General features: G+C 53.5%; 25 protein-coding genes. 12 read left to right on the top strand and 13 right to left on the bottom strand.

The window, feature by feature from the left end:
• Nucleotides 1-29: 29 nt before the first annotated feature.
• Both ACZ51B_RS04320 and ACZ51B_RS04315 read left to right on the top strand, forming a co-directional pair.
• Nucleotides 30-1,415, top strand: coding sequence for an amidohydrolase family protein (locus tag ACZ51B_RS04320; protein ID WP_464296007.1), 1,386 nt, complete (start codon nt 30-32; stop codon nt 1,413-1,415).
• Nucleotides 1,412-3,973 carry an amidohydrolase family protein gene (locus ACZ51B_RS04315; protein WP_464296006.1) on the top strand — a complete coding sequence of 854 codons (2,562 nt, stop codon included), beginning with the start codon at nt 1,412-1,414 and terminating at the stop codon, nt 3,971-3,973. The genes ACZ51B_RS04320 and ACZ51B_RS04315 overlap by 4 nt, the downstream gene beginning before the upstream one ends.
• Before the next feature lie 58 nt (nt 3,974-4,031).
• Here ACZ51B_RS04315 and ACZ51B_RS04310 read toward each other — a convergent pair whose 3' ends face one another.
• A complete protein-coding gene (locus tag ACZ51B_RS04310; protein ID WP_464296005.1) occupies nt 4,032-4,577 on the bottom strand; it encodes a GNAT family N-acetyltransferase in 546 nt (181 codons plus the stop codon).
• 39 nt (nt 4,578-4,616) lie between these two features.
• On the opposite strand from ACZ51B_RS04310, the gene ACZ51B_RS04305 reads away from it, so the two are divergent.
• From ACZ51B_RS04305 to ACZ51B_RS04295, 3 genes are all read left to right on the top strand, one after another.
• Nucleotides 4,617-5,213: a hypothetical protein gene (locus ACZ51B_RS04305; RefSeq protein WP_464296004.1), complete on the top strand. Its 597-nt coding sequence runs from the start codon at nt 4,617-4,619 to the stop codon at nt 5,211-5,213.
• Between the two features lie 65 nt (nt 5,214-5,278).
• Nucleotides 5,279-6,343 (top strand): PEP-CTERM sorting domain-containing protein, encoded by a 1,065-nt coding sequence (locus ACZ51B_RS04300; RefSeq protein WP_464296003.1) that lies wholly within the window; start codon nt 5,279-5,281, stop codon nt 6,341-6,343.
• 134 nt (nt 6,344-6,477) lie between these two features.
• The gene (locus tag ACZ51B_RS04295) at nt 6,478-7,569 is read left to right on the top strand and encodes a PEP-CTERM sorting domain-containing protein (protein ID WP_464296002.1); all 1,092 of its coding nucleotides are present in this window, start codon (nt 6,478-6,480) and stop codon (nt 7,567-7,569) included.
• 144 nt (nt 7,570-7,713) lie between these two features.
• On the opposite strand, the gene ACZ51B_RS04290 is transcribed toward ACZ51B_RS04295, so the two are convergent.
• Both ACZ51B_RS04290 and aspS read right to left on the bottom strand, forming a co-directional pair.
• A complete protein-coding gene (locus ACZ51B_RS04290) occupies nt 7,714-8,007 on the bottom strand; it encodes a hypothetical protein (RefSeq protein WP_464296001.1) in 294 nt (97 codons plus the stop codon).
• A gap of 50 nt (nt 8,008-8,057) precedes the next feature.
• Nucleotides 8,058-9,863 (bottom strand): aspartate--tRNA ligase, encoded by a 1,806-nt coding sequence (gene aspS / locus ACZ51B_RS04285; protein ID WP_464296000.1) that lies wholly within the window; start codon nt 9,861-9,863, stop codon nt 8,058-8,060.
• 144 nt (nt 9,864-10,007) lie between these two features.
• Between aspS and ACZ51B_RS04280 the strand changes: the two genes are divergently transcribed.
• Nucleotides 10,008-10,526, top strand: coding sequence for a lectin-like protein (locus ACZ51B_RS04280; protein ID WP_464295999.1), 519 nt, complete (start codon nt 10,008-10,010; stop codon nt 10,524-10,526).
• 75 nt (nt 10,527-10,601) lie between these two features.
• On the top strand, nt 10,602-11,123 hold the full coding sequence (locus tag ACZ51B_RS04275; RefSeq protein ID WP_464295998.1) for a PEP-CTERM sorting domain-containing protein: 522 nt from the start codon (nt 10,602-10,604) through the stop codon (nt 11,121-11,123).
• 13 nt (nt 11,124-11,136) lie between these two features.
• Here the strand turns inward: ACZ51B_RS04275 and ACZ51B_RS04270 are convergent, their stop codons facing one another.
• Together ACZ51B_RS04270 and ACZ51B_RS04265 are read right to left on the bottom strand one after the other, a co-directional pair.
• A complete protein-coding gene (locus ACZ51B_RS04270) occupies nt 11,137-12,258 on the bottom strand; it encodes a hypothetical protein (RefSeq protein WP_464295997.1) in 1,122 nt (373 codons plus the stop codon).
• Between the two features lie 91 nt (nt 12,259-12,349).
• Complete coding sequence (locus ACZ51B_RS04265) at nt 12,350-14,254, bottom strand: glutamate mutase L (RefSeq protein WP_464295996.1); 1,905 nt, start codon at nt 14,252-14,254, stop codon at nt 12,350-12,352.
• Nucleotides 14,255-14,523: 269 nt separating this feature from the next.
• Here ACZ51B_RS04265 and ACZ51B_RS04260 point away from each other — a divergent pair, with 269 nt between their 5' ends.
• Both ACZ51B_RS04260 and ACZ51B_RS04255 read left to right on the top strand, forming a co-directional pair.
• Nucleotides 14,524-15,351: a prepilin-type N-terminal cleavage/methylation domain-containing protein gene (locus ACZ51B_RS04260; RefSeq protein WP_464295995.1), complete on the top strand. Its 828-nt coding sequence runs from the start codon at nt 14,524-14,526 to the stop codon at nt 15,349-15,351.
• Nucleotides 15,336-15,584, top strand: a complete 249-nt coding sequence (locus ACZ51B_RS04255; protein ID WP_464295994.1) for a hypothetical protein — start codon at nt 15,336-15,338, stop codon at nt 15,582-15,584. The genes ACZ51B_RS04260 and ACZ51B_RS04255 overlap by 16 nt, the downstream gene beginning before the upstream one ends.
• A 63-nt stretch (nt 15,585-15,647) precedes the next feature.
• On the opposite strand, the gene ACZ51B_RS04250 is transcribed toward ACZ51B_RS04255, so the two are convergent.
• Together ACZ51B_RS04250 and ACZ51B_RS04245 are read right to left on the bottom strand one after the other, a co-directional pair.
• Entirely contained in the window at nt 15,648-16,388 is a 741-nt protein-coding gene (locus ACZ51B_RS04250) for a DUF1559 family PulG-like putative transporter (protein WP_464295993.1), read from the bottom strand.
• Between the two features lie 20 nt (nt 16,389-16,408).
• Nucleotides 16,409-16,741, bottom strand: a complete 333-nt coding sequence (locus ACZ51B_RS04245; protein WP_464295992.1) for an antibiotic biosynthesis monooxygenase family protein — start codon at nt 16,739-16,741, stop codon at nt 16,409-16,411.
• A 245-nt stretch (nt 16,742-16,986) separates the two neighbouring features.
• On the opposite strand from ACZ51B_RS04245, the gene ACZ51B_RS04240 reads away from it, so the two are divergent.
• Nucleotides 16,987-18,135: an ABC transporter ATP-binding protein gene (locus ACZ51B_RS04240; RefSeq protein ID WP_464295991.1), complete on the top strand. Its 1,149-nt coding sequence runs from the start codon at nt 16,987-16,989 to the stop codon at nt 18,133-18,135.
• A gap of 190 nt (nt 18,136-18,325) precedes the next feature.
• Here ACZ51B_RS04240 and ACZ51B_RS04235 read toward each other — a convergent pair whose 3' ends face one another.
• From ACZ51B_RS04235 to purB, 4 genes are all read right to left on the bottom strand, one after another.
• The gene (locus ACZ51B_RS04235) at nt 18,326-18,778 is read right to left on the bottom strand and encodes a hypothetical protein (protein ID WP_464295990.1); all 453 of its coding nucleotides are present in this window, start codon (nt 18,776-18,778) and stop codon (nt 18,326-18,328) included.
• Nucleotides 18,775-20,211 carry an aldehyde dehydrogenase family protein gene (locus ACZ51B_RS04230; RefSeq protein ID WP_464295989.1) on the bottom strand — a complete coding sequence of 479 codons (1,437 nt, stop codon included), beginning with the start codon at nt 20,209-20,211 and terminating at the stop codon, nt 18,775-18,777. The genes ACZ51B_RS04235 and ACZ51B_RS04230 overlap by 4 nt, the downstream gene beginning before the upstream one ends.
• A 21-nt stretch (nt 20,212-20,232) precedes the next feature.
• Nucleotides 20,233-21,099, bottom strand: coding sequence for an alpha/beta hydrolase (locus tag ACZ51B_RS04225; protein WP_464295988.1), 867 nt, complete (start codon nt 21,097-21,099; stop codon nt 20,233-20,235).
• A gap of 84 nt (nt 21,100-21,183) precedes the next feature.
• Entirely contained in the window at nt 21,184-22,473 is a 1,290-nt protein-coding gene (gene purB, locus ACZ51B_RS04220) for an adenylosuccinate lyase (RefSeq protein ID WP_464295987.1), read from the bottom strand.
• A 98-nt stretch (nt 22,474-22,571) separates the two neighbouring features.
• Here purB and ACZ51B_RS04215 point away from each other — a divergent pair, with 98 nt between their 5' ends.
• A complete protein-coding gene (locus ACZ51B_RS04215; protein ID WP_464295986.1) occupies nt 22,572-23,402 on the top strand; it encodes a PPK2 family polyphosphate kinase in 831 nt (276 codons plus the stop codon).
• 46 nt (nt 23,403-23,448) lie between these two features.
• Nucleotides 23,449-23,841, top strand: coding sequence for a hypothetical protein (locus tag ACZ51B_RS04210; protein ID WP_464295985.1), 393 nt, complete (start codon nt 23,449-23,451; stop codon nt 23,839-23,841).
• Here ACZ51B_RS04210 and ACZ51B_RS04205 read toward each other — a convergent pair.
• Both ACZ51B_RS04205 and ACZ51B_RS04200 read right to left on the bottom strand, forming a co-directional pair.
• Nucleotides 23,838-24,524: a hypothetical protein gene (locus ACZ51B_RS04205; RefSeq protein ID WP_464295984.1), complete on the bottom strand. Its 687-nt coding sequence runs from the start codon at nt 24,522-24,524 to the stop codon at nt 23,838-23,840. The genes ACZ51B_RS04210 and ACZ51B_RS04205 overlap by 4 nt on opposite strands.
• A gap of 84 nt (nt 24,525-24,608) precedes the next feature.
• Entirely contained in the window at nt 24,609-26,510 is a 1,902-nt protein-coding gene (locus tag ACZ51B_RS04200; RefSeq protein WP_464295983.1) for a hypothetical protein, read from the bottom strand.
• Nucleotides 26,511-26,589: the final 79 nt, after the last annotated feature.

Below are 26,589 nucleotides of genomic sequence, written 5' to 3'. Positions count from 1 at the left end.
TTAGGCTCAAGTGTGTTATGCTTGCCCGCATGAGATTGGCAAGGTTGCACAGCACAATTGCCGTTTGCGTTCTTGGTGGCTGCTTAGCTCATGCGAGCGATTATCAGGACGCGTACGCCATTGTTGGGGCCAAGATTGAGGTCGGCGACGGTCGGACTATTGATAAGGGCACGGTTGTTGTTGAGGATGGTCGCATTGTTGCGGTGGGCAAGGATGTTGTTGCGCCCAAGTACTGCAAGGTCATTAAGGGCGACGGGCTGACGGTCTATCCGGGCTTTATTGACACCTACTATACGGGTGGGATTACGTTGCCTCCGGCGATTGCTGAGGTGGATACGCCTCTGGACAATGTGAATGATGCGCCCCCGAGTATGCGGTTGGCTAATCGAAAGATTGTTAAAGCTCAGTTGGATGCTGCCGATTATTTGAGTTTGACCCCTGCCATTCTTTCGGCGGAGCGGTCTGCTGGGTTTACGACGGCGCTGGCTGTTTCCAACGGTGACTTGGTGAGTAGTGCTTCCGTTGTCATCGACTTTAACGGGCTTCCTACTCGCGAGTCTGTGATTGCTCGGAACTTCTCTCTAGGTTTTGGTTTTCGGGCTCAGGATCGGTCGGGTTATCCCGGCTCGTTGATGGGGACGATTGCGTTTATCCGACAGACTTTGATGGATGCGAACGACTTTCCTCAGCTTCGTGGCTCTGTGGATGATGCTGCTTTGGCGCGGCTTTCGGAGTTTTTGCGAAGTCGGAACCTGTTGACTTTTGAGGCGGACAACCAGAACGAGATTCGGCGGGCGAAGAGTTTGTTGAGGCCTTATGGGGCGAATCTGGCGATTGTGGGTGGGCTGGAGGCTTACAAGCTTGGGCCTGAACTCTCGGATGTTCGTTGGATTGCAGGCGTTGGATTTGGGAATGAAGCTGGGCAGGGGCGTGGTCGGAGACCTACGGGAGACGAGGCATTACCGGAAGCGGTGCAAGCGGACCGGTTAAGTGAGACGAAAGAGAGACTGGCCAACCTTGCGGGGTTGGAGAAGGCAGGCGTGGAGTTCACGCTTACGGGGCGCGGGACTCGGGATCGTGCGGAGTTCTTTAGTCAGTTGAGACGTGCGGTGGCTGCCGGTTGCTCGAAGAAGGCCGTTTTGAAGGCTCTGACCATCAACGCCGCCAAGCTTTTGGGCGTTGACAAGAAGCTAGGAACGGTTGAGTCTGGCAAGGTTGCGAACCTTGCTGTGTTTAGCGATGACTTTCTGAGTGCTGAAGCGAAGGTGAACTATGTGTTCATTCGGGGACGGATGTTTAAGCCTGGTTCGGATCGACCAGCGGTCACTCCTCCTCGGAGGCCGCGTGGCTACATCGACGATGATGGGGACGATATTGGGATCGGGACCCAGAAGAGTGTGGGAGGGGGACGATGAGCCTACTGATTTTCTTAGCCTTGGCTGCTCAGAAGGAAGTGAAGAAGGTTGAGCTTCCGGTGGAGTTGGACAAAGATCGGATTCCGAGTATTGTCACGAAGGGTAGTTGTTTGATCAAGGGCGGCACCTTGCTGACCGTTTCGCACGGCACGATGGTTGATACCGATATCCTGGTGAAGGACGGCAAGATTGCGAGCATCGGGAAGCACTTGACGGCTCCAGATGGGACCGTGGTGATCAATGCTGCGGGCAAGATTGTGAGTCCTGGTTTGGTGGATGCTCACACGCATATTGCTTCGGATGCGATCAATGAGGGAGCGGATTCGATTACGCCAGAGTGCCGCATTGAGGATGTGCTTAATTCTCAGGGCATTGGGCTTTATCACAAGTTGGCGGCTGGCAACACTTCCAGTTTGACGCTGCATGGCAGTGCGAACCCGATTGGTGGCGAGAGCAAGATCATCAAGCATAAGTGGAAGCGTCCTGTTCAGGAGTTGATCTTCCCGGGTGCTCCGCGTGTGGTGAAGTTTGCTTTGGGTGAGAACGTGACGCGGGCGAACTCGTCCAACAGTACGCGATTCCCTGGGACGCGAATGGGTGTGGAGGCGGTCTATCGCCGCGCATTTAATGAGGCTCGCAACTATATGCAGGCTCAGAAGGATGGCTTGCACCCTCGCAAGGACGTGCGTCTTGAAGCCTTGTCGGACATGTTGAAGGGGAACATTATCATTCACTGCCACTGCTATCGGCAGGATGAGATGTTGTCTTTGATGAAGGTTTGCAAGGAGTATGGGGTGCGTTTGGTGGCCTTCCAGCATGCGTTGGAGGGTTACAAGATTGCGCCTGAGCTTGCGGCTCAGGGGATTGGGACCAGCATCTTTGTGGACCAGTGGGACTATAAGATTGAGGCCCACGATACGACTCCTTACGGCGCGGCGATCATGCGGAAGGCTGGGGTGATTGTGAGTGTCAACACTGATAGCGGTTCGGGTGTGACTCCGTTCCAACTGGATGCAGCGAAGACGATGCGGTTTGGGGCGATGAGTCCAGATGAGGCGCTGAAGATGGTGACGCTTTATCCTGCGAAAGAGCTGTTTATTGACCAGAAGGTCGGTAGCTTGGACGTTGGGAAGGACGCGGACATTGCGATTTGGGATGGGCATCCTTTGAGCGTTTATTCGCGGTGCGCGATGACGTTGGTGGATGGGGATGTGATGTTCCAGCGGCGAGATGCGTTCGGGCTGGACAAGACTTCTGTGTTGAAATCTGAAGTGCGGACGGTGACTGATGCGCCAGTTCCGAAGCTGAGTTTGCCGAAGTCATCGACTTATGCCATCGTTCATGCGACGATTCACACGATGGCGAGTGCCGAGATTAAGAACGGGACCTTGGTGGTTCGCGATGGCCGGATTGTGGCGGTGGGGAATATTAAGCCACCGAAGGATGCGGTGATTGTGGATGCGAAAGGGAAGCATGTTTACCCTGGGCTGATCGACGCGGGCACCGACTTGGGACGTGTGGAGTTTGGGTCTACGAAGACTACCGATGACAACTCGGACCATGGTGATTTTCAGCCTGATTTGAAGGGGATTTCTGCGATCAATCCTGAGAGTGATCGGATTCCGGTTGCTCGGATTGCTGGTTTGACTACGGTGATGTCGGCTCCTTCGGGTGGGATGATTCCTGGGCAGAGTGCTCTGATTAACTTGGACGGATATACGTTTGACCAGATGGCGCTGCGGTCGGTGGCTGCGTTGAATGTGGACTATCCGGAAGGGTTTGGGGCTTTCAACGACTTTATGCGTGCTCAGTTGAGTCCGGAGGACTTGGCTTCTTTCCGCGAGAGTGGGAATCAGAAGCTTGAGACTTTGGAGGATCAGTTTGAGAAGGCGAAGCGGTATGCGATTCTTCGATCTGAGAAGCCTGAGACCCCGGTTGACTTGAGGATGGAGGCGATGGTGCCTTATGCTACGGGTAAGGCTTTGGTTGTTTTCAAGGCAAGTTCGCCTAGCGCTGTGAAGGGTGTGGTGGGCTTCTGCGAACGGCTGGGGCTTAAGGGGATTCTTGCTGGCGGGAAGGAAGTTTGGAAGTCGGCGGAGTTCTTGGCGAGTAAGAAGTTCCCTGTGCTGCTTCAGTTGCCGATTTGGTCGGCTCCTGATGCGGGTGGGGAGTGTGCTCCTGCTAAGGATTACGATCCTTACGACAGTGCCTTTACGGCTCCTGCAATTTTGGCTCGAGCTGGGGTTCCTTTTGCGTTCCAGAGTGGAAGCTCGGAGGGGACTTACAACTTGCCTTACCGCGCCGGACATGCGTGTGCTTTTGGTCTGCCTTACGACAAGGCTCTTGAGGCGATGACGATTGGCGCGGCCCGTATTCTTGGGATTGGGGATGAGGTTGGATCGTTGGAGGCTGGGAAGCTGGCGAACTTCATCATCACCGACGGGGATCCTTTGGAGATTACGACTCAGGTGAGTCAGATGTTCATCAAGGGCAAGCCGGTGTCTCTGGAGAGTCGGTGGTCGTGGGAGTATGAGAAGTACATTGAGCGCGTGAAGTAAGCGAACACTTAGGCGTAATCCCTTAATAAAGCCCTCTGTCTCGATTGCAGAGGGCTTTTCAGGTTTGGGACAAGTAGTCTGCGCGGTGGATTGTGAAGTGCTCGGTGGTTTGGTCGTAGTACTTGTTTGTTTGGCCTTGGTGGGTTAGGCCTAGGCGTTTGGCGAGGGTTTGGGAGGGTTGGTTTTCTGGGTGGGTTACGGCGTGGATGGTTTGTAGGTTTTGGTCTATGAAGCCGTATTCTAGAAGTCTTCGGGCGGCTTCTTGGGCGTAGCCTTTGTGCCAGTGGTGTTGGGCTAGGTGCCAGCCTATTTCGATATCGACTTCTTCGGGTGGGAGGGGCTTGAGGAGGATGGCGCCGATGAGTTCGTTGGTTTCTCGTAGGACGATGGCCCAGTTGCCCCAGTTTTTCATCTCGGGTCGGGAGTATTTCTCGATGACCATTTCTAGCTTTTCTCGTTGGGCTTCGAGGTTCGGGAGGGGTGTGCCGTTGAGGTACTTAGCGACTTCTGCGTTGCCGTACATGACGAAGGCGGCTTCGACGTCGTCGAGGGTCCAGGGGCGGATATCTAGCCTTTCTGTTTGGAATCGGATGACGGACGACATAGGGCAGATGTTACTTGCTTCGTAGGTGACAGGTGGGTAATGTATATCCAGATCATGGACCCTGAATCTCTTGTCAGACCGTACCGGTTGGGCTATACGAATGAAGCTGGGGACTGGGTGGAGTATCGCTATCCAGACAAGTGGCAGCGGCAGTCTGTTTCATCGGGGCCGGATCGGATTATTGTTGGACCTCGCGGATCTCACGTTGGGTTGATGATGAAGTTGGCGGAGGTGATGACGCCGCCGTTTCGCGTTCTTTATGTGTTGCTGGTTCCACGATCTGATGAGCAAGATGAGGGGCGCTTTGAGCTTGTGCAGGAGTTCAGTCTTGAGGAAGCGATTGCCTTTTTAGAGCGGTATCGGACGTTGTTTGAGAATGACGGTCGGCATCACGTTTGGCTGAGTACGGAGACGGAGAACGTGGTCTACGATCAGCATAACGTTTTGTATCTTTACGGGCCACTTGAGAAGTTTGAGGCTGTGCTCTCTGAGTTTGGGCTATCTGAGGGAGAAGTGAGCTTCCCGTCGCCGCACTCCCACCACTATCATAAGGAGATGGATGGGCTGTTGGATGACATGTTGGAGCGATATCGGTGGCAGTGGTACCCCTTGGATACTCGTACGGACAAGTATTGAGCTCCTTCTTTAAATCGTAGTCAAGTGACGTTTTTGTCTGTTTGAGTTTCCGCATAATGGTTCAGATGCTTCTGAAGCGTGCTTTAACGATTGGTGCCTTGGCTTTTGCTCCTGGGGTGGTGTTGGGTGGGACTTACCACATCACTGACCTTGGTGATCTGGGTGGGATTTTTAGTTCTGGGCTTGGGGTGAATAGCTCGGGGCAGGTTGTTGGGAACTACGGGAAGTCCTTGGCTGATTCGACTCACGCTTTTGTTTATTCTGGTGGTGTTGCGCATGACATCAATGGTGGGTCGGTTGTTTCGGCGAAGGGCATTAATGAAGTCGGGCAGGTGGTTGGTACCGCTGGCGGTCAGGCTTATGTGTATTCCAATGGCACGCTTACGAAGCTAGGAGTTTTGGCGTCGTTTGGGCCGAATGATCCGGGGCACAGTGAGGGTCTTGGGATTAACCGGCAGGGGACTGTGGTGGGGACCAGCACCAACGCTGATGGGTATGCCCGTGCGTTTGTTTCCTCGAATGGGTTGATGCTGGACCTTGGGGGGATTGGTGGCGGGGCCAGTTATGGGATGGGGATCAATGACAGCGGGCAGGTGACTGGATCGGCTGACGTGAACGGCTTCTTGCATGCGTTTTTGTATTCGAATGGCGTGATGACGGACATTACTTCTTCGCTTGGGGCGAATCAAAGCGAGGGGACCAGTATCAACAATTGGGGGCAGATTGCTGGCGATGAGGACTCGACTGGATCTCGGCAGGCGTTTTTGTATTCGAACGGGGCTTTTACGCGTTTAGGGAATTTGTACGGTGGGGAGACCTTCTCCAAGAGCATCAATAACCACGGTCAGGTTGTTGGGTATGAGTGGCAGGGGAACGGGACCAATACGCCTTTTCTTTACTCAGGCGGTTCGATGGTGGACCTCAATAGTTTGCTGGATGCCTCGGGCAAGGGATGGAACTTGACCTTGGCGAGTGGGATTAGCGATAACGGGTACATCACGGGGACGGGGGTGATCGGTGGGAAGTATCACGCGTTCCTGTTGACGCCGGATTCGGTGCCTGAGCCTGCTTCGATGTTTGTGGTTGGGTTGGGGTTGGTTGCTTTGGTTCGTCGGCGACGTAATGGCTAATCAATGAATGAATAAGTTTTCTCTGTGAAACTTATATAAGTATTGAATCCAGCATTTTAAGTTTAGGTCTATTGGTCTGAGACCCTATTTTCTTATGCGTTTATGCGGGCTTTGATCGGCATAATTAGGTCCGTATGTCTATTACACGTATTTCATTTTTAGGAGTCCTCTTCGTTGCAGCGTCAGCGGCACATGCTGGTGGAAAGTATCACATCACCGATATTGGTGCGCTCTTCCAAGGAGGGAGCGCTGGCACGAGTGTCAACGACTTCGGGGAGGTTGCTGGCACCTATGCCAAAGATGCAACAAATTATGGTGCTTTCAAGTATTCCAACGGTGTCGTTCATGACCTAGGATTCGTTGGATACTATGACCGGACAAGTGGCAGCGCATATGCAACTGGTATCAATAATTCTGGAGAAGTGACTGGATCTTCGACAGTCAACAATTACAGAGAATCCCAAGCCTTCAAGTATTCAAATGGCACGATGCAAGGTTTGGGGCTGTTGGGTGGCGATCCATTCGGATATAGCTACTACAGTGACGCTGCGGGCATCAACAACTCGGGGCAAGTTGTCGGTACGACAAGCACCAATAGTGGTTTTGACCGGGCCTACCTTTACTACAATGGCGTGATGCACGACCTAGGTGGTATCGGAGGGCGAGATAGCTACGGATATGCTCTGAACGATCTCGGACAGGTGACGGGTAAGGCGGTAGTTGATGGAGACAACCATGCGTTTTTCTACTCCAATGGCGTTATGACTGATATTGGAACAGGGTTTGGTGGGCGTGACAGCATGGGAACAAGCATTAATAACTCTGGTCAGATCGTTGGAAATGCCGATGGACTGGGTTTCCTCTACTCAAACGGCAACGTAACCATGCTGGGTTCGATGTACGGCGGATACATTTATGGTGCCACTATTAACAACAATGGTGTGATCGTTGGCAGCGAGTATAACGGCAGGGGCGTCTATAGGCCCTACATCTACTCTTCCGGTACGATGACCGACTTGAACACGTTGCTGGATTCGTCTGGTGCGGGTTGGACGCTTTGGTATGCGAGTGACATTAGTGACACAGGCTACATTACTGGAACGGGTGTGTTCAATGGCCAGTCTCACGCTTTCTTGTTGACTCCGGAGTCGGTTCCAGAGCCTGCTTCGATGTTTGCTGTCGGGCTGGGCTTGGTGGCTATCGCTCGTCGGCGACGTAAGGGCTGAGTCTTCTCTAGGTGTTCCAGCAGTTTGTTGGGACACCCTGATGATTCCTAGTGAGAGGCTCATTGGCCTTTGGGATAGAGAAGAAGCTGTCAGTGAGGCAATTTAGTCGGTAGCCGTCTAATCTGGGGCTGGGCTGAACTTGCCCTAGAATACTTGGATGGCTTGATTCAGCAGATCCAGCTCCTCTCCTGGCTTTGCGACTGCTGCGATCTTGCGCATCAGGTTGCTCAGGAGGGCCTTCTGAGCTGAGTTCACTTGTCTATACTGGTCGTCAAGACTTTGAGTTAGGCAGTATTCAAGGGGCATTTTCCAATACCTTCGTCGGTCATTGGCCTCAATGTCCTCATGTCTCTCAGTCTTATTCTCTGAGGACTCGACGATCATGTTGGTGAAGGTATAGATGGGCGCGTATTTATTGACATAGCTGGAATTGCTCATGTCCACTCTTTGGGGAGAGTCCTGTAGTCTCTCTGGACTCTCCCCTGAAGTTACTTGCTCAGACGCAGACCTAGTTCGGCCCATTGTTGTGGGTCGATGGTGCTGGGGGCGTCCATCATGGGGTCGTAGCCGTTGCCTATCTTGGGGAAGGCGATGACTTCTCGGATGTTGTCGGTGTCGGTGAGGAGCATGACGACTCGGTCGACTCCGGGGGCGATGCCGCCGTGGGGAGGGGCGCCGTAGGAGAAGGCTTCTAGGATGTGGCCGAACCGCTCTTGTTGCGTTGCTTCATCGATGCCGAGCAGTTTGAAGATGCGGGCTTGGATGTCTGAGCGGTGGATTCGGATGGAGCCGCTGGCGAACTCGGTGCCGTTGCAGACCATGTCGTAGCAGTCGGCGCGGATGCGGCCTGGGTCGGTGTCTAGGTACACCAGGTCCTCTTCTTTGGGCATGGTGAAGGGGTGGTGGGATGGGCTCCAGCGACCGGCGTCTGCATCCCACTCGACGAGCGGGAAGTCGACGATCCAGCCGAACTTGAGGACTCTGGGGTCTCGGAGGCCGCAGCGGTCGCCGATTTCGAGTCGGAGTCGGTAGAGGACGTTGTTGGTGTGGGCGTAGTCGCCTGCGATCATGCAGACGAGGTCTCCTGGCTCGCTCTCGCTGAGTTTGTAGATGGCTTCCAGTTCGTCTGGAGTCATGAACTTGGCGATGGAGCCGCGGACTGTGACGCCGGAGGCTGTGGTGATTTCACCTTCGCCGCCGAATGCGACCCAGGCCATGCCCTTTGCGCCGAAGTCCTTGCAGAAGTCTTCCAGTTGGCTGACTTCTTTGCGGGAGAGCGCTCCGCCCTTGGGGTATCGGACGCCGCGTACGAAGCCGCCGGTTTCGATGGTGTTTTTGAAGACCGCGAACTCGGTCTCTTTGAAGGAGGCGGTGAGGTCGATCAGTTGTAGGTCGAAGCGGAGGTCTGGCTTGTCGCTGCCGTAGAGGTGCATCGCTTCGTCGTAGGTGAGTCTTCCGAACGGGCCGATGGGTTCTTTATCGAGACCGAACTCGGCGATGGTGTCGTTCATGACTTCGCGCATGAGGCCTTCGGCGAGTTCTAGGATGTCTTCTTGTGTGACGAAGGACATCTCGATGTCGAGCTGGGTGAACTCGGGTTGTCGGTCGGCGCGTTGGCTTTCATCGCGGAAGCAGCGGGCGATTTGGTAGTAGCGCTCGCAGCCTGCAACCATGAGGAGTTGCTTGTATTGCTGTGGGCTTTGGGGGAGTGCGTACCACTGGCCGGGCTCTTGTCGGTAGGCGACGAGATAGTCTCGGGCACCTTCTGGGGTGGATTTGGTGATGATCGGTGTTTCGATCTCGAGGAATGCGCGTTCGTCGAGATACTTTCTCATGCGTCGCAGGACGGATGCTCGGATGGCCAGTCGCTGGTGCATGGAGGGGCGGCGCAGGTCGAGGTAGCGGTGTTTGATGCGCAGTTCCTCGTTGACCGAGTTCATCTGGTCTTCGTCGCTTAGCGGGAAAGGAATTGGCTTTGCGGTGCCCAGCACGGAGTAGCCGGTGACGATGATCTCGATATCGCCGGTGCCCATCTTGGGGTTTTTGGTCGATTCGGCGCGCTCTCGAACTTCGCCCGTGATCGAAAGACAAGTCTCATTTCGGATCTCGTTACGATTTGGAAAGCGCTCTGGTTCTAAGGTCAACTGCACAAGGCCGGTGCGATCACGAAGGTCTATGAATAGTACGCCTCCAAGATCACGGACCTTATGTGCCCATCCATTCAAGGTGACTTGCTCACCAGAGTTGGCGACGCGTAGTTCGCCGCACGATTTCGTCCTCTTTACGAATCCCATTGGAATCCTAAAGGATACCGGAATGAGCTCAAGTTGAACGTAAGAAAGGGTCGCGGAAGGTTAAGCTCCCTTTTTGATATGTGTATGTTTTGGGTGAATCGTGATTTAATATCGTTGTCTGATGTTTTTTGAAAGGAAACGAGTATGAAACGATCTTTAGTTGTTCTTGGTTTTGTCGTTGGAGTTGCTGGGGTTTCGCAGGCGCAGGTATTGAATCCATCGAATGGTCACTACTACGAGTTTGTGTCGGACTCCTTGGATTGGAGTGGTGCCAATGCTGGTGCCAATGGGTTGTCCTATTTGGGGCTGAACGGGCATTTGGCAACTGTGACGGACTCCTCAGAAGCTTCGTTCTTGGCGACTAGCTTTGGCCAGGCGGGTTGGTTGGGTGGTTATCAGCAGGGAGATACAACTGCATCTGATGGTTGGCATTGGGTTACTGGCGAGGCTTGGTCTTATACGAACTGGAATTCTGGTGAGCCGAACGACTTCTACGGACCTCAGTCTGAGCAGAATCTGATGATGTATAGCAACGGGCTTTGGAATGACGAGCATCCTACCGGGATGGGATATTACGTGGAGTTTGAGGCGGTTCCTGAGCCTTTCACGATGGCTTTTGTCGGGGTTGGCGCTTTGGCTCTGGTTCGACGTAAGAAAAAATAGTTTAAGATTTGTTACCCCGCTATTAAACGGGGTCTGATATTCCCATAATAACGGCGTTCCTATTGGAGCGCCGTTATGAAGATTTCTGTTGGTTTGTCTGTAATTTTACTAGGTGGGGCATGTGTGGCAAACGCACAGCTTTTGAATCCCGCTAATGGTCACTACTACGACTACGTACGTTCGCCGCTTACCTGGGCCGATGCGAAGGCTAAAGCTAGTAGTCTGAGTTATCTCGGCTTACAGGGGCATCTTGCTACTCTTACGTCTCAGAGTGAAGATGATTTTCTGTTTGTAAATTTCCATCAGGATGGCTGGCTGGGGGCTCACCAGTATGGGGACACGACTCCGAGCAACGGCTGGCAGTGGGTGACGGGTGAGGCTTGGTCTTACACCAGTTGGTATGGCGGTGAGCCGAACGATGGTCTTGGTTTGCACTCCGAGCAGGCGCTGTTGTTTTATTCAAACGGCTATTGGAACGATCTCGGGGAGAACACTCCGATGGGTTACTACGTGGAGTACGAGGCAGTGCCAGAGCCTATAACGATGGCTCTGTTGGGTGCTGGGGCTTTGGCTTTGGTTCGGCGAACGAAGAAGTAACTTCTTCGTCCTTCTAGTGTCGCTCTGACCTGACCGGCACTAGAAGAATAGGCTTTACGCGACCGTTGGGACCTGATCCGATCTCTTCGCAGTTACACAGGATCTCGCCCCGATTGTTGATGGCTCTTACTTCCCAGATTCTGTATTTTGAGCCTTTGGGGAGTAGGTCGTTGAGTTGCAGATTGCCTTGTTTTGACCACAGGTACGGCTCTTGAGTGCTCTTGCCGTCGGGGCCGGTTATCCAGGCATATCCGACAACGTCGCCACTATTGTTTATGGCTGTAGCGAAGCCATTACCGAGTTGGCGAATCCTTCCTTTGCTCCAGATTACGGCTACGTCTTGGGCTAAGCGGTTTTGTTTTGGAGGGTTGATGGGCTTGAACATACACCCACAAACGTCTCCTTGCGAGTTGATCCCATCGGCCCGACTCAGGCTGTCCCAGAACTTGCTGTCGGGACTTGGGGCTTCTAGGATAGTTGTGGCTCCTCGTCTCCACTTGAAAGGGTCTATCTGTCCACTGACCACGACCTCTCCGTTTGAGTTGAGTGTCACCGCGGAAGGGAACATGTTCGACCGGCTCTCCATGCGTGGTCGCTGCAAATGTGGATGGCTCGAAGTTGGGATTCCGATGATTTGTAATCCCGTTTTGGGATCCCATATACAAGGCTTCATCTCGGCAGGGTGCTCTGTTTGCGTTGTGCTTTCAGTTGCTGTCCATCCAACCACTTGGCCTGCATCGTTGATGGCTAGCGCTCTGCCATTCATCTGCTTGGCGCCTGCGGATTGAAGCCTTATAAAGCGGCCGTTTGACCAAATGACTGGGGTGGTGTATGTACCGAATTGAGTTCCACCCATTTGACCGCGATTGTTAATGCCGCATGGTTCGAAGTTTCCTTCACTTGCGGACCTGATCGTTGTGGTGTGGCCGTTCTTCCACAGATAAGCTGCGGAGCCGTTGGTACCAGCGACTTCACCTCTATCATTGAGCGCTTTTGCGCCGGGTGAGACCATAAGGCGGAAGCCTCCGTTAGGCAGAGTCTGTTTGACTGCTGGAGGCTGCTGTATTTCCACGATCTTGAATCGGGGTGGAGCAGCTAGGAAGAGGTTGCCTAGAGTCAGCATAGTCGCGAGCATCGAGTATTAAACGATTGAACCCACGTTGAGTTTTGGAAACTCTGATTGGGAAGCGACTCGGTGGTTGGGCGAGTCGCTTCGTTGGATAGGGTTACTTTGGCAGCGGGAGGCCCAGGGCTTCTAGGCTGCTTCTTAGTTTGCTGATTCGGTTGGGGGTGCTGAGGGTTAGGTTGTAGGGGCGGCCTCGGGTGTCTACTATGATGCCGACTTGGCCTTCTATGAGGTTGGTGGTTTGGTCACGGTTGCCTCGGCTGGTGTCGAATCGTTTGACGGTGACTGGCTTGCCTTTTCCTGCGCCGACGTCGAAGTTCTTGGCTGGCTCGACGGTGATGGTGTCGCCCATGGAGAGGGTGTAGGGAATCACCTTGATTTGGCCGTAGGGGACGCTTACGTCGATTCCTGAGCCTTTGATGGTGACGCATGGGTCACCGTCGCTACCGACTCCGATGGGGGCGATGCAGGTGCCGATCTTGACGATACAGTCGCGCTCGAACACTTCTTTGGCGGCTTCGTAGAGGTGCTCGGACAGGACTCCAAGGTGAGGCATCATGAAGATGCTGTCTACGGTGAGCATGGTGATGCCTTCGGGTTGGTAGGCATCCATCATCATGAGGGCGGATTGTGCTCGGCGTGGGGCGTGGGAGAGAACTCCTCCGGAGCCGATGATCATGTCCAGCGCCATCATGTTGACGAGGGTGTTGCCGCCTGAATCCTGGTTGAAGATTTGTCCGACGTCTCGCTGCTGGGCGTTACCGACTAGGTCACGGGCGAGGGACTTGTGGTGGTGGAAGGCTAGGCGCAGTGCTTCTCGGGAGACGGCGTGCTCAATCAGGAGGTCCTCGTAGGTTTGAGGGATCGTGGTTGGGCGGATCATCTTGTTGCGGAGTCGGTTGCGAACTTCCGCGGGATCGATCTCGAAGGGGAGCCATCGGGCGATGTTCTCTACTCCGGCCTCTTTGAGGACGTTACAGATGGAGTAGGACATGCCGAGGTTTGCGGAAACCGTTCGGTTGTAGATGCGCTCGCCGGTGCTGGCTTTGAAGACGGAGAAGACGTCGGTGGTTGCTCCTCCGATGTCGACGCCCAGGACATTGATTCCCTCGTTCTCGGCGTACTCTTTGAGGAGTTTGCCTACTGCGTTTGGGGTGGCCATGACCTCTTCGCTGGTCCACTGGAGCAGTTTGGAGTAGCCAGGGGCTTGCTGCATGACGTGCTCTAGGAACATCTCGTGGATTTCTTCACGCGCTGGGCCCAAGTTCTCTTTGTCGAGTTGGGGGCGGAGGTTGTCGACGACTTGCAGGGCGATGCCGTCTCCGAGGACTTTGCTGACGTCAGCTCGTGCTTCGACGTTGCCGGCGTAGATGACGGGGAGCTTCATGTCGCCGAAGCGGGGCTTGGGGTCGGCTCTTCGGATGACTTCTGCCATCTCGATGTTGAGCGCTCGGTTTCCGCCGTCGGTACCGCCTGACATGAGAATGATGTCGGGGCGTAGTTGTCGGAGTCTTTCTACGCGTTGATAGTCTTTGCGGCCATCGTTTACGGCGAGGGTGTCCATGAGGATGGCACCGGCGCCGAGGGCTGCGCGCTCTGCGGATTCGGCGGACATCTGTTTGACCACGCCGACGACCATCATTTGGAGGCCGCCGCCAGCGCTTGAGGTGGATACGTAGAGTCCGGCGCTGTCGAGTTCGCTATTGACTCCGGTTGTGTCTTGCTGACCTTCTTTGTATTGGCGCCACACCTTGCCGTCTTTGAGGAGATTCCGTCGGCCTTTTGCGAAGCCTTCTGGGACGGTGGTTTCGGTGATCTCTTCGAGTTCGGTGATGGAGTTGGTGACACCCAGCGTGACGTCTTCGAAGGGCTTTTCAACGGTGGTTGGAGCTTCTCCGCGGGCGACGAGCCTGTATTCGCCTTTGTCGTTCTTCTCGATGAGAATCGCTTTTGTGGTGGTTGAACCGCAGTCAGTCGCGACTATGCGCCGGATGTCTTTGGACATGATTATCTGTGGATTATGGAGCCTCGCTCTGAAATTTGCTCAATTATCTTTGGGTTGGGTTCCAAATTCGGTGAGTTGAACTCATCGACTCGTTTCCTGTGTCGCCTGGGAGGTTGGTGGGATTTGACACTGATGTCTCATGTTTCCGGTAGAGGGGAGGGATTGGTAAATTATCCATCCACGGGTAAAACGGTTAACTTTTTAGGCTGGATTTTAGAATTGTTATAGAGTTGCTTCGCAAAATCCTAGGGTCCCTATTAGGTGAACTGATGAAGTCACGAAAAACCGCTTTTACACTTATCGAACTTTTAGTCGTTATTGCAATTATCGCAATTCTCGCTGCGATCCTCTTCCCGGTGTTTGCTCAGGCTAAGGCTGCGGCGAAGAAGACCGCAGACCTCTCCAACATCAAGCAGATCAGCCTTGGCATTTTGAGCTACACGGTTGACAGCGACGATGTGTTTCCTCTCTCGGTCTATGCGACCGGGCAGCCTGGATTTTTTGGTGAGCGAAACATGTTCTGGCCACGAGCCACTCAGCCTTACATCAAGAGCTACGCCATGTTCTATGACCCTTCCGAGAAGGACAATCGTGGTGCGTGGACAGCAAGTCAGCCGGATCACTATAAGTCTCGCTTCCCATCTTATGGTTACAACGCCGACTATTTGAACAACGGTGGATTTAACTGTGACCAGATTGTCGACGGGGATTGGGGAACCGGAACGCCCATCTCGACGACTTCTCCTGCAAAGCCATCAGAGACTGTCATGATTGTTGACGGCAAAGTGAAGAAGGCAAACAGTTCTGAATATGCCGACTCGCCTGCCATTGCCAATGATGATAAGGCATGTTGGTATTGGGGAGACCAGGGATGGGGTTCCAACTCTCATGGAGACACGTACGGCTACTTGAGCTATACAGGAGGCACATCGCCTCGTTATAACGATGGCGTTCAGGTTGGTTGGGTTGATGGATCTGCGAAGTATCTGAAGACGGGGCGCTTGGCTCAGGGAACCAACTGGGATAAGAACAAGAAGCCTGTTATTACCGACATCGTGATTACGGATCGAAGCAAGTATCTATGGGACATCGAATAGTGGTGAAGACGCTTGGTTTACTGCTTGGCTTGACGTCTCTTCTGTTGCTTGCCGGCTGTGCGAAAGAGGCTGATGCGGAGTTGGGGCAGAAGTCGCCTGACTCGACAGCCGCAGGCAAGGGTGTTGGGAAGATTGAAGGTCGAGTTCCGGGATCTGAGAAGCAGCGCAATCTGTCGAATCGTGGCGATAGAGGTGAATCCAAAGGCAAAGCTGCCGATGGAACGGAACTTTAAAGCCTGGCTTGACCTGTGAAAAAGCGGCCCGATTTCTTCGGGCCGCTTTTTTCTTTTGGATGACTATTTGAGGTCTGTGCCGGCGATTCCGTTTGGGGTGAGGTTGGGGTCTGGGGTGTCTAGGTGGGAGGCGACCTGACGATTTGCCACGATTAGTTTTACGTGGGTGTCTGCGAAGAGCATGTTTCGTGCTCCGTCCCAGCGGTCTGGTCCTGGGTTGGGCCAGTTGGTGAAGGAGCCCCAGACGCTTACGGGGACCTTCGAGAATTGGTGTGAGTTGGCCCACTCGAAGATCATGATCTTGCCGGAGGGTTCGTTTACTGCTGAGGAGGTGTAGGTTGTGCATCCTACGACTTCGCACGCGCCGCCTCGGTAGAGATCGAGCAGGGTCGCGTTCTTTAGGACTTCGTACGGTCTGTAGAATGCAGACGAGTAGGCGTAGGATGTGTCGTCGTATTGGCCCTTAGACGTGTCTGAGGGGCAGTACATGAGTGGACTGCTTCCGTCGGCTCGTAGAGGGGAGCTAGGGTCCTTCTGGTGCTGTGCAATGGCCAGGTAGGGCATGACGGGCCATCGGAACTTTCTGCCTATCCACAGTCCGGCATCGCCGTTGTTTGGATAGGCATCATCGAAATCGGCTTGGTACATGGTCATGGCAATGCCGATCTGTTTCATGTTGCTGGAACAGGTGGTCTTCTTCGCGGCCTCTTTTGCTTTTGCAAAGACTGGGAAGAGAATCGCTGCGAGAATCGCGATGATTGCAATGACCACGAGGAGTTCGATGAGGGTGAACGCTCGTTTCATTAGGCGATTCTACTGAGTTTTTAATGCGCGATGACGCCGTAGGTCATGAAGCGGCTGGTCATAGGTGGCTCTTCACCTCGTTCTTTTGCCTGTCTTAAGTCTTCAAATCCTCTCTGGTGTCCTTCGATGAATTCTGGCGATTTTAGCCAAGTTTGGAACGAGGTTTCGTTTTCCCAGTGGCTGACGATGAGATAGGGTTCTCCGTCTTCTTTGGGTTTGAGGACGTTCATGGAGATGAAGCCGGGAAGGCGGTCGATGGCTTTGGCTCGGGTTCCGAACAGCTCCTCGAAGCGAGGTTGGTAGTGGGGTTTCACGTGTATGTGGTTGACGGCGACGAACTGAGTTTCTGGCATGAATTGTTGTTCTCTCCTGAAAAGTTTAGTGTCATCAAAATTATCTTTTTCTATACGGAAAAGTCAAGATAGTTGATTTAATCTTTGTGATTTCTGACGAAGTCGTTGAAAATTGACGAAAATCGTCCATCTGGGCTGAGAATGATCGCGGAAAAGTATCGGAAACAAAAAGTCTCCAAAAGAATCGGGTTTGAAGCCAAAGGCTGCGCTATAATGCGAACTCGATACCCTTAAGGAGCGTTTGTTTGGCAGGAGTCGCATTTCGCAACATCACGAAAATTTACGGTAAAGACGTAAAGGCAGTGAACGATCTCAACTTGGAGATCAAAGACAAAGAATTCATGGTTCTGGTAGGTCCATCAGGCTGTGGAAAAACGACTGCCCTTCGTATGATCGCCGGTCTGGAAGAGACTTCAGAAGGCGATATTATGATTGGTGAGGTGCGCGTGAATGACGTGCCACCTAAGGACCGGGACATTGCGATGGTTTTCCAAAACTATGCTTTGTATCCCCACATGAACGTGTATGACAACATCGCGTTCGGTCTCCGACTTCGAGAGTTGAAGGGCTTCCTTTGGCAGCTTTCTCACGGAGCTGAGGCTAAGAGAATTCGAACTGATATTGATAACCGCGTTCGCGAAGTTGCACGCATGCTTGACATCGAGAAGTACTTGATGCGAAGACCTAAGGAGCTTTCTGGTGGTCAACGGCAGCGTGTCGCTCTTGCGCGTGCCATTGTCCGAAAGCCCAAAGTCTTCTTGATGGACGAGCCGCTCTCTAACCTGGACGCTAAACTCCGCGTTCAGACCCGAGCAGAGTTGATTCGCCTTCACCGATCGTTGGGTATCACGACGGTGTATGTGACTCACGACCAGGTGGAAGCCATGACCATGGGCCAGCGAATGGCGATCATGCGTGATGGCGTGTTGCAGCAGTGCGACGAGCCTGAGACGGTTTACAAGCACCCGGTCAATAAGTTTGTGGCTAGCTTTATCGGCTCCCCTCCCATGAACTTTATCCCTGCCAAGATCACCACAGTCTCTGGCACGGCTTACGTGGATACAGACGAGTTCAAGCTTCCTCTTCCTGCGGAGCACCCTGCTTCTAAGCTAGAGGGTAAGGCTGTGATTCTTGGTATTCGACCTGAGGACATCTTTGACTCCAACCTCGCGAGCAACGTGGCGTTTACGGAAGCGAACACGATTACGGCGAAGGTGGACGTGCTTGAGCCTTTGGGGCATGAGTATGTGGCCTATATTGGCGCTGGTAAGCACAGTCTGGTTGCTTCCATTGATAACGAGACACGCATTAAAGAGGGTGAAACATCCAAGTTCGGTATCGACTTGAGTGCGATCCACATCTTCGATGCGGAGACTGAAGAAGCTATTCGATAAGTCTTCGGTTGTGGTTTGAGATAAGGGAGTAGAGCTTCATCGCTTTGCTCCCTTGTTTGCTATGTAGCCAGTGAGAAAGGCGTTCGGTATAGCGGCAAAAATGATGCATCCTATTGCGTTCATTCGGTATCCCAGCATTAGAAGACCTAGGACTGCTCCGGCTGTTGTACTGGCTGTGTAGAGCAGGAGTCTAGTTTGCTTCGATTCGTAGTTCATTGCCGTATTTTCTGAGTTGCGGGCATCTTTCGGCTAGTTCTTCGAATACTCCCTGTTCGTCTGCTGGCGAGATGAAGGCAGCCCGGTTCTTGAGGATCAGTTTGATACCGGAATTGAATGGGCTCCAGGTTGGGATTGGGGCCATCCCTTTGTCCACGAAGGTGACTCGCTCTATGGAATCGTAGGGAATGGTTCTTACGTATACCAGGCCCATTTTGACTCTCAGATTCTCTTTGCCAAAGATGTATCTGAATGGGTACATCAAGCAGATGATCATGAGAAAGACCACCAATGCGAAACAGCCGGTTATCTGAGATTTAACTTGAGGGATGCTAATGAGAGGTGGCGCAACGGCTAAGAGAACGGTGGCTAGGATGTATGTTGTAATGAGATAGCTCTTACTGGACTTTGAATAGAAAGCTTTCATTTTGTTTTGATGAGTAGCGTTTTGGGTTCGGTCATCTCGTCCATGGCGTAACGGATACCCTCTCGGCCGAAGCCGCTTTTCTTGACGCCACCGTAGGGCATGTTGTCGAAGCGTAGGGTGGGGTAGTCGTTGATGATCACGCCTCCCACTTCGAGAGAGCGGTAGCAGTGTTCTGATGTTTTGATGTCGTTTGTAAAGACTCCACAGTGGATTCCGTATTGGGAGCTATTCACTTTTTGGATGGCCTCTTCTAGATTGTGATATGGGGCGATGGTGAGTATGGGGCCGAAGGCCTCTTCGTGGGCTAGGTCTACGGAGTCGGGAACATTGGAGAGGAGTGTTGGGCTTAGGAGTTGCTTGTCCAGAGTCCCACCAGCTTCGAGGGTTGCGCCGGCATCGACGGCCTGCACGATCAGCTTTTCTACTTTCTGAGCAGCCTCGATGGAGATGAGAGGGCCGCAGATGGTTTGCGGGAGGTTTGGATCGCCTGTGGGGCAGTTTGCTGTGGCCTCTTTTAGTTGTGCCAGCGCTTTCTCATAGATTGAGTGGTGAACCAACACGTGTTGGACTGAGATGCAGACTTGGCCGGCGAACCCGAACGCTCCTGCGGCGATGCGAGGGATAGCCCCATCGAGGTCAGCGTCGGAGCAGATGATGGCGGTGGCGTTGCCGCCTAGTTCCAGCACCACTTTCTTGGTCGGGAGGAGTTCTTTGAGCTTCCAGCCGACTGCGGCGGAGCCGGTGAAACTTAGCATGGCGATTCGATCATCTGTGAGAGCCTTTTGAACCGCTTGGACTGGGCCGTTCCAGGCGTTGATGACTCCGGGCGGGCAGCCGGCTTCGTGGATGATCCTGGCCAGTTGGAGGGTGGAGAGCGGGGCGAGGGGGCTTACTTTGAGGATGAGCGTGTTGCCTGTGGCTAGCGCTGGGGCGATCTTGTGGGCTGCTAGGTTGAACGGCCAGTTGTAGGGCACCATGCAGAAGATGGGGCCGATGGGGAAGCGTTCGACGGTGCACCGGTAGTGTGCGCCCCGTGGGTCGATGTCGGTGGGGAGTTGTTCCAGGCCGTAGGTGGTGATGAGGTCGGCGGCGAGATCGAATGTGAGTGCTGTGCGGGCGACTTCGCCTTGCGACCAGGTGATGGGCTTGCCGACTTCTTCGGTGAGGAGGGTGCTGAGTTCGTCTGCACGCTCGCGGATGATGGTGGCGATTCTGCGGAGCAGCTTCTGGCGTGTTTCCCTTGTGGTGAGTTTCCAGGAGGGGAAGGCGTCATGGGCTGCTTGAATGCAGCCCCGCAGTTCTCCAAAGCCACCTTCTGCGGCGGTGCCGACGACGTGATCGTCCCAGGGGGAGCGAACCAGTTGCTTTCCGGTGGCTTGGTCGCACGGACCGCCGATGAAGTGGCCGTCTATTAACAACTCGCAGTGGATCACTGCCTTAGTGTATTTGCAATCTTATCGGAATATCTGCTGAGAGAACCAATAGAGGTCGCTCTTCCAGACTGGGAAGGTGTGTCCGCCTGGTTCCACGTGCCAGATGTGTGGCACTTTGTGCTCTGCGAGATAGACATGGATTCGTTTGCTGAAGCTGAAGAGGCCATCTTTGTCGCCGCAGGAGATCCAGAGTAGTTTGAGGGCTTTCTTGGTTTTGTCTGGATCTGGGACTAGTACCTCAGGCGTTTTGGTGTTGGGTGCGGAAGAGAAGCCGCCTACCCAGGCGAAGGTTTCTAGGTGGGTGAGGCCGAAGTTGAGTGATTGGCCGCCGCCCATGGAGAGCCCGGCTAGGGCTCGGTTCTTGCTGCCTTTCTTGAGTTTGTAGTGTGATTCCATGAAAGGGATCACATCGTTGATGAGGTCTCCTTCGAAGGTCTCGAACGCTTTGGCGTGCGCGTAGATGTTTCCGACTGCTCGATCGTCTTTTTGCGCGCGGCCGTTGGGGAAGACGACGATCATCGGTTTGAGTTTGTGCTGGGCGTAGAGGTTGTCGAGGATTGCTTCTGGGGCGCCGTTGTCGACCCATTCTCGTTCTGTTCCGCCGATTCCATGGAGGAGATAGAGTGTGGGGTAGGACTTGTTGGGTGAGAATCCTGGCGGCGTGTAGACCATGAGGTGGCGCTTGGTGCCTACGGTTTTGGAGTCGTATTCAAGCGTTTCCAGCTTTCCGTGCTCGATTTCCTGTTTGGGCTGATCGAAGCCTTGGGGTGCTGTTGGGAAGGCTGGCTTGTCGTCGGGGCCGAGGTCGATCCGGCCTGGGGGGATGGGGCCTTGGAGCACGGGTTGGGCTGCGACGAGCAGCAGGCTAAGCTTGAGAATGGTTTCCATAGCGTTTCAGATAGGACTAAATTATCCTACTGCAACTGAAACCGTTTGAGCCTTGTTGTTTCGCAACAAGGCTCAAATGCGTGTTTAGAGGCCGACGGCTTTGACCGTGTGCTCGGCGTAGCGGAGGTGATGTTCGAGGCTGAAGAGTTCCTCGATCTCGGCTGGGGTGAGTCGCTCGGTGACATCGGGGTCGTTTGCGACGCAGGTTTTGAAGTCGTGTCCTTCCCAGGACTTTGCCGCGTTGCGCTGGGCGACTTTGTAGGCCGACTCGCGGGACATGCCTGCGTGGATGAGGGCGATCATGACGTGCTCGCTGAACACGAGGTCTCCCATCTTGTGGAGGTTCTCCATCATGCGGTCTGGGAACACGTTTAGGCCCTTGAGGATGGACGTGAGTCGGTTCAGCATGAAGTCTGCAAGGTGGCAGGAGTCTGGGAAGATGATGCGCTCTAGGGAAGAGTTGGTGAGGTCTCTCTCGTGCCAGGTAGCGACGCTTTCGAGCATGGCGTGTGCGTTGGCGCGGAGGAGACGTGCGAGGCCACAGACGGTCTCACTGTTCCAGGGGTTGCGCTTGTGGGGCATGGCGCTGCTGCCGGTTTGTCCGGCGGCGAATGCTTCTTGGACTTCTAGGATTTCGGTGCGCTGGAGATTGCGGAGTTCGGTGGCGATTCTTTCAAGACCGGCGCCGAGGAGTGCGAGCGCGTTCATGAAGTTCGCGTGTCGATCTCGGTTGATGATCTGCGTGCTGGCTGGCTCTGGCTCAAGTCCGAGTTTGTGGCAGACGATGACTTCCATTTCTGGGGAAGTGATGGCGTGGATGCCGACTGCGCCGGAGACTTTACCGGTAGCTACTTCGATCTTGGCTTGCTTGAGGCGGGCGACGTTACGATCTAGCTCTGCGTACCAGTTGGCGCACTTTGAGCCGAAGGTGATCGGCTCGGCGTGGATGCCGTGGGTTCGACCGATTTGAGGTGTTTTGACGTGCTCCCGAGCGAGTCGGCCAATTTCGGTCTTCAGCTTTTCTGCTGACTCCAGGAGTACATCGCATGAGTTGCGAAGCATGATGCCAAGCGAAGTGTCGATGACGTCGTAGCTGGTGACGCCCATGTGGACGTAGCGTCCTTCTTCTCCGATGTTTTCGGAGAGGTTTCGGACAAATGCCATGAGGTCGTGGCGAGTCTCTTTCTCGATCTCGTCGCAACGGTCGATGTCGAATTTTGCCTTCGACTTGATCGTTTGGAGGGCTTCGGCTGGGACGTTGCCGAGCTCAACATGGGCTTCCACAATGGCGACCTCCACATCTTGCCAAACTTGGTACTTGGCCTCGCGAGACCAAATGGCGTTCATGGCAGGGGTCGTATAGCGCTCAATCATCTCCCTTAAGGGTACCTCCTCGCCACTTTGGGGGCTTAAGAAGTAGACATTCTGGCGAGAGAACGGCTGTTTTGGGAATGTTAAGGTTAGAATCAGTCATGCCCTACGCAACGTTGGTGGAACCTGGTTCTGAGGTTAAGCTCAAGAAAATTGATCCTGCTGAAGATGGTGGTCTCAGTAAGGAAGAGGCTGAGCTTAAAGTGGACAAGCTTGGTAAGGAGATGGCTGATCTCCAGGAGCTGATGTTTGCCAGTGGAATGCACTCGCTTCTGATTGTTTTGCAGGGGATTGATACGAGCGGGAAGGATGGCTCGATTCGCCGAATGCTGGCGCATATGAACGTCCAGTCCACTCGTGTGGTGCCGTTTAAGCAGCCTTCGACTAAGGAGGCTTCGCACGACTTCCTCTGGCGCGTGCATTCGGAGGTGCCAGGGAAGGGTGGGATTACGATCTTTAACCGGTCACACTATGAGGATGTGCTGGTGGTGCGTGTGCACGATCTTGTACCGAAAGAGGTTTGGAAGAAGCGGTACGACCACATTAATCACTTTGAGAAGCTGCTGACCGACTCTGACACGATTGTGCTGAAGTTCTTTCTGCATATCTCGAAGAGTGAGCAGTCTGATCGGCTGTTGGCTCGGGAAGAGGATGTGGACAAGGCTTGGAAGTTGAGCGTGGGCGATTGGAAGGAACGCGAGTTTTGGGCAGACTATACGGACGCTTATGAGGATGCGCTGAGCAAATGTTCTACCAAGAATGCGCCTTGGCGAGTTGTGCCGGCGAACCACAAGTGGTATCGGGACTTGGCTATTGTTGAGGCGATTGTGGAGGAGTTGAGGCCTTATAAGAAGGCTTGGCATAAGCACTTAGAGCAGATCGGCAAGACGGCGAAGACCGAGTTAGAGGCGTATCGCAAGGCGAAGCATTAGACCTACGGGCGAAACATTGAAGGTTCCGGCGTCATCTAGTAACTCAATGGTGACGCTTGAGCATCGACGATTGGCGGGTGCGGTACATGCTGTTTCTATCTTCGCGCCGTTTGTGACGCCGGTGGTTGCCATGGTGATTTGGGGCAAGGTGCCATTTGTGGCTGCGCATGCCAAACGGGCTTTGTTCGAGTTTTTGGGTTTGAAGCTGATTTCGGTGGCGCTGGGGATTCTTTCCCTTAGCTATTCGGTGGTCCACCTTTATCGGAGCTATCAGAACAACTTTGAGGATTTCACGCCTTGGCCGATTTTGATCAAGGGGCTGATTTTGTGGCTTCTTTTCTTGGGGTTTGAGGTCTTGAATTCGGTTTTGAGTCTGCGTCAGGCGCTGTCGGCTTTGCGTGGGGACTGGCCGAAGGGCTCGAAGCAACTGGCTGGTTAGTTTTGGATGACATCTAGAATTTCATTTTCGATTTTGTCTAGCTGGTCTTTTGTGGGCGGCTTCGACTTATCCAGGCGCAATTTCAGTTTTAGATACTCGGCTTGATCATTGAACCGTTCGATGTTTAGATTGACTGTTTCTCCGTCCGTTTTGTGGGGCTTCTTTGATTCTTGCACTCGGTAGCGAATGGCATTGAGCGCCAGTGAGAGGATGTAGTAGGCCTCTGCCCAGTAGCTTATTCCGCGGAGGTGGACGTCAATGAGATAGTCGATATTTTTTGTTGCGAAGCCAATTTCCAGGTGAGGTTGGAACCAAGACGCATCAATGTCGCAATCTACCCCCGCAATATGTTTGAGGCTCGCTTTGATGTCGCCAACGCTTGACTTTATGTCGATGGCCATTTGAGGTGTGATCTTTTGGGTGTCTTCGATGACATCTTCCACCCCTTCTAAGTATCCGGTTTCTAGCCCGAGTTGATAGGCCCAGTAGTTTATGCGACCGGTACGGCGCTTTTCCAAGCTTTTGAAGCGGCGATTGGCTTCATCTTCGTATCGGTGCAGTTCGGTGTTGTCTGTCGAATGAGAAATTGAACTGGTTCCCCAAAACGGCGTCAAGATCAGAAAGATGAACAGGAACACTACTGGGATAAAAATGAACCAATCTTCACGCCTTCGCTCGAACATATCATGTCAGTTTGTCCAGTATTGATTCCGTAAGTAAACGGCTTATGTTAACTAAAGGTGAAGCGTTATTTGTTTGAAGTGTGACTAAGGTGGAGGTGTTTTGCCATTTTGAGCAGCCTCGCGTGCTCTTTGTTTCGCATTAAGGGTTTTCTGCTCTGCGTAAGCTCTTCGTGCTTCCGTTTGGAATTGGGTGGGCATTTCCGAGAGGAGTTTTGGAGTGACTTTTCTGTTTGGAGTGATGATGGCCAGCGTTTCACGTTTGGAGGTTCGGCCGTCTTGTAGGGTGATGTCGTAGGTGTCTGTTTGGATCGAGCACAGGGTGGGATTGGACGTTGACTGGCCGTTGTCTTCCGTATTGGCCATGATCTGCCCGAGTCGGGTTGGGTCGTTTACCTCGCAGCTATCAGCGCTGAAACGGACTGAGAGTCCTGGTTGGGATTTGTGATTTTCTGATGACAAGACGAGTTGGTTGTAGTTGATTCTCGATCCCTTGAGCTCGTCTTCCAGAAAGACTCGTTTGGCGGCTTCTTGTTGGTTTGTCGAGAGTCCGTTGAGAGTGATTTTCTCACCTTTGAGAAGGCGTTGTCTTTGAGTGGAGTCTAGTTTGCTGAAGAGTTCGGTCAGCCTATTGAGGCCAAGGATTCGGCCCTTAGGAAGGGTGGGTGCTATGTCTAGTTTCTCGGGGTCAACTTTCGGGAGTTGCAGCTTAAAGTGTGCGTAGTAACGGCACCATGCTTCGAGCATGCCGTTGTCGGGCGCGTTTAGAAGGCTCTCCATGTCTTGCCGTGGAGCTTGGTATGAGTCCCAGTCTTGGGTGGTTTCGGGTCTTAGGATGAGCCAGTCGGGATCCACGCGATACTCTGTGTTGCAAAATCGGTTGATCCAGAACATCAGTTTTTTGTCGTCGTCGCCGCTCGGGCGAAAGCCGAACCAGTCCTTGTCGGGTGGGAAGGCGATGATGTCGCGGTTAGACTTTTTACTCAGGCTCAGGACAAAGTCGGAGATGCTGAAGGAGAGTGGGTCTTCTGTGGTTGGGTGGAGGAGTCGTTGGTGTAGTCCTTCCGGGTCTGAGGCATATGGACTTTGGAGGAGTTTTTGGAGGGCCAGAGTTTTGTTCGAGAACGCCACTTCGTCTTCTGGTTGCAAAGTATTTTCCAAGCCTTCAGGGGACATGCGTTCGTTGCGACTTAGTCCCATGAGCATCTGCTGGCTGTAGATTGTTTGTTCTTCTGGTAGTCGTAGGACGAGGTGGCTGTCTGTGATGAAGTTGGCGCCGGTTTGAATGAGTGCCAAGTTGACGATGGGTACTGTTCGGATTTGGCTTTGTCGGTTGGCTACGTTGTATTCCTCAATGAACTGCCTTAGATCTTGAGTTGGATCGAAGCTGAACCTTCTGGCTCCTGGTGCGGGTTCTGTGCTGAAGATGGTGGGTGTGAGTGGGTTGTTCAGCACCATCTCGTTGAGGTTGATCTTGCTGAGGAGTCGGTAGTGGAGTCGATCTTCGGCGGAATCGAGGCGTGGGGCGGTTTGGTAGAGTTTGGTTGCTTCTGCAAAGCGTTTTTGGTTGATCAGTTCTTGTGCTTGTTGGTTGATCTTCTCGACTTTGTCGAAATCGGCAACGGTGGGTGCTGGGGTGTCGAACTGTTGTTTGAGTTTTGGGAGCCATTCGGCGTTCCATCGCTTTCTGCGCTCTCGAAACTCCTTTTGTTGTTGTGCGATGGCGGCGGTATCGGCAACCAAGACCTGTTTGCCATCGCGTAGGACCCAGGTGGCGTAGACGGCCTCGCCGAGTTTGCCCATGATCTGGTCGAGTGGCTTGTTATGAATGCTGACAACCATCACTCGGCCCGCCAGACGATCTGAAACCGCGAGTTGTTTTCCGGAGAGCTTGCTGAGGTCTTGGACGATGCTGGCTAGGCTCTTCGCGGTTGTCTCGTACGTGAGTTGGGTTTGAGGAAGCAGGTTGAGCAGCAACAATATCGTCACATTGTAACGGACGGGTGAGGACTTTAGCGTGTTTCGATGTTTGCGATTGTAAGGAAGGGACTGGTTCGTTTAGAGCGTA

The sequence above is a fragment of the Fimbriimonas sp. LA-C6 genome, from assembly GCF_055398105.1.
This window is presented reverse-complemented; position numbering and strand designations above follow the sequence as displayed.

Bases quoted from the DNA above. Each gene is read 5' to 3' on its own strand.
- ACZ51B_RS04295 (WP_464296002.1), top strand. From the start codon at position 6,478: ATGTCTATTACACGTATTTCATTTTTAGGAGTCCTCTTCGTTGCAGCG.
- ACZ51B_RS04250 (WP_464295993.1), bottom strand. From the start codon at position 16,388: ATGAAACGAGCGTTCACCCTCATCGAACTCCTCGTGGTCATTGCAATC.
- aspS (WP_464296000.1), bottom strand. From the start codon at position 9,863: ATGGGATTCGTAAAGAGGACGAAATCGTGCGGCGAACTACGCGTCGCC.
- ACZ51B_RS04260 (WP_464295995.1), top strand. From the start codon at position 14,524: ATGAAGTCACGAAAAACCGCTTTTACACTTATCGAACTTTTAGTCGTT.
- ACZ51B_RS04280 (WP_464295999.1), top strand. From the start codon at position 10,008: ATGAAACGATCTTTAGTTGTTCTTGGTTTTGTCGTTGGAGTTGCTGGG.
- ACZ51B_RS04215 (WP_464295986.1), top strand. From the start codon at position 22,572: ATGCCCTACGCAACGTTGGTGGAACCTGGTTCTGAGGTTAAGCTCAAG.
- purB (WP_464295987.1), bottom strand. From the start codon at position 22,473: ATGATTGAGCGCTATACGACCCCTGCCATGAACGCCATTTGGTCTCGC.
- ACZ51B_RS04270 (WP_464295997.1), bottom strand. From the start codon at position 12,258: ATGCTCGCGACTATGCTGACTCTAGGCAACCTCTTCCTAGCTGCTCCA.
- ACZ51B_RS04255 (WP_464295994.1), top strand. From the start codon at position 15,336: ATGGGACATCGAATAGTGGTGAAGACGCTTGGTTTACTGCTTGGCTTG.
- ACZ51B_RS04310 (WP_464296005.1), bottom strand. From the start codon at position 4,577: ATGTCGTCCGTCATCCGATTCCAAACAGAAAGGCTAGATATCCGCCCC.
- ACZ51B_RS04265 (WP_464295996.1), bottom strand. From the start codon at position 14,254: ATGTCCAAAGACATCCGGCGCATAGTCGCGACTGACTGCGGTTCAACC.
- ACZ51B_RS04275 (WP_464295998.1), top strand. From the start codon at position 10,602: ATGAAGATTTCTGTTGGTTTGTCTGTAATTTTACTAGGTGGGGCATGT.
- ACZ51B_RS04300 (WP_464296003.1), top strand. From the start codon at position 5,279: ATGCTTCTGAAGCGTGCTTTAACGATTGGTGCCTTGGCTTTTGCTCCT.
- ACZ51B_RS04305 (WP_464296004.1), top strand. From the start codon at position 4,617: ATGTATATCCAGATCATGGACCCTGAATCTCTTGTCAGACCGTACCGG.
- ACZ51B_RS04315 (WP_464296006.1), top strand. From the start codon at position 1,412: ATGAGCCTACTGATTTTCTTAGCCTTGGCTGCTCAGAAGGAAGTGAAG.
- ACZ51B_RS04225 (WP_464295988.1), bottom strand. From the start codon at position 21,099: ATGGAAACCATTCTCAAGCTTAGCCTGCTGCTCGTCGCAGCCCAACCC.
- ACZ51B_RS04235 (WP_464295990.1), bottom strand. From the start codon at position 18,778: ATGAAAGCTTTCTATTCAAAGTCCAGTAAGAGCTATCTCATTACAACA.
- ACZ51B_RS04205 (WP_464295984.1), bottom strand. From the start codon at position 24,524: ATGTTCGAGCGAAGGCGTGAAGATTGGTTCATTTTTATCCCAGTAGTG.
- ACZ51B_RS04245 (WP_464295992.1), bottom strand. From the start codon at position 16,741: ATGCCAGAAACTCAGTTCGTCGCCGTCAACCACATACACGTGAAACCC.
- ACZ51B_RS04290 (WP_464296001.1), bottom strand. From the start codon at position 8,007: ATGAGCAATTCCAGCTATGTCAATAAATACGCGCCCATCTATACCTTC.
- ACZ51B_RS04320 (WP_464296007.1), top strand. From the start codon at position 30: ATGAGATTGGCAAGGTTGCACAGCACAATTGCCGTTTGCGTTCTTGGT.
- ACZ51B_RS04210 (WP_464295985.1), top strand. From the start codon at position 23,449: ATGGTGACGCTTGAGCATCGACGATTGGCGGGTGCGGTACATGCTGTT.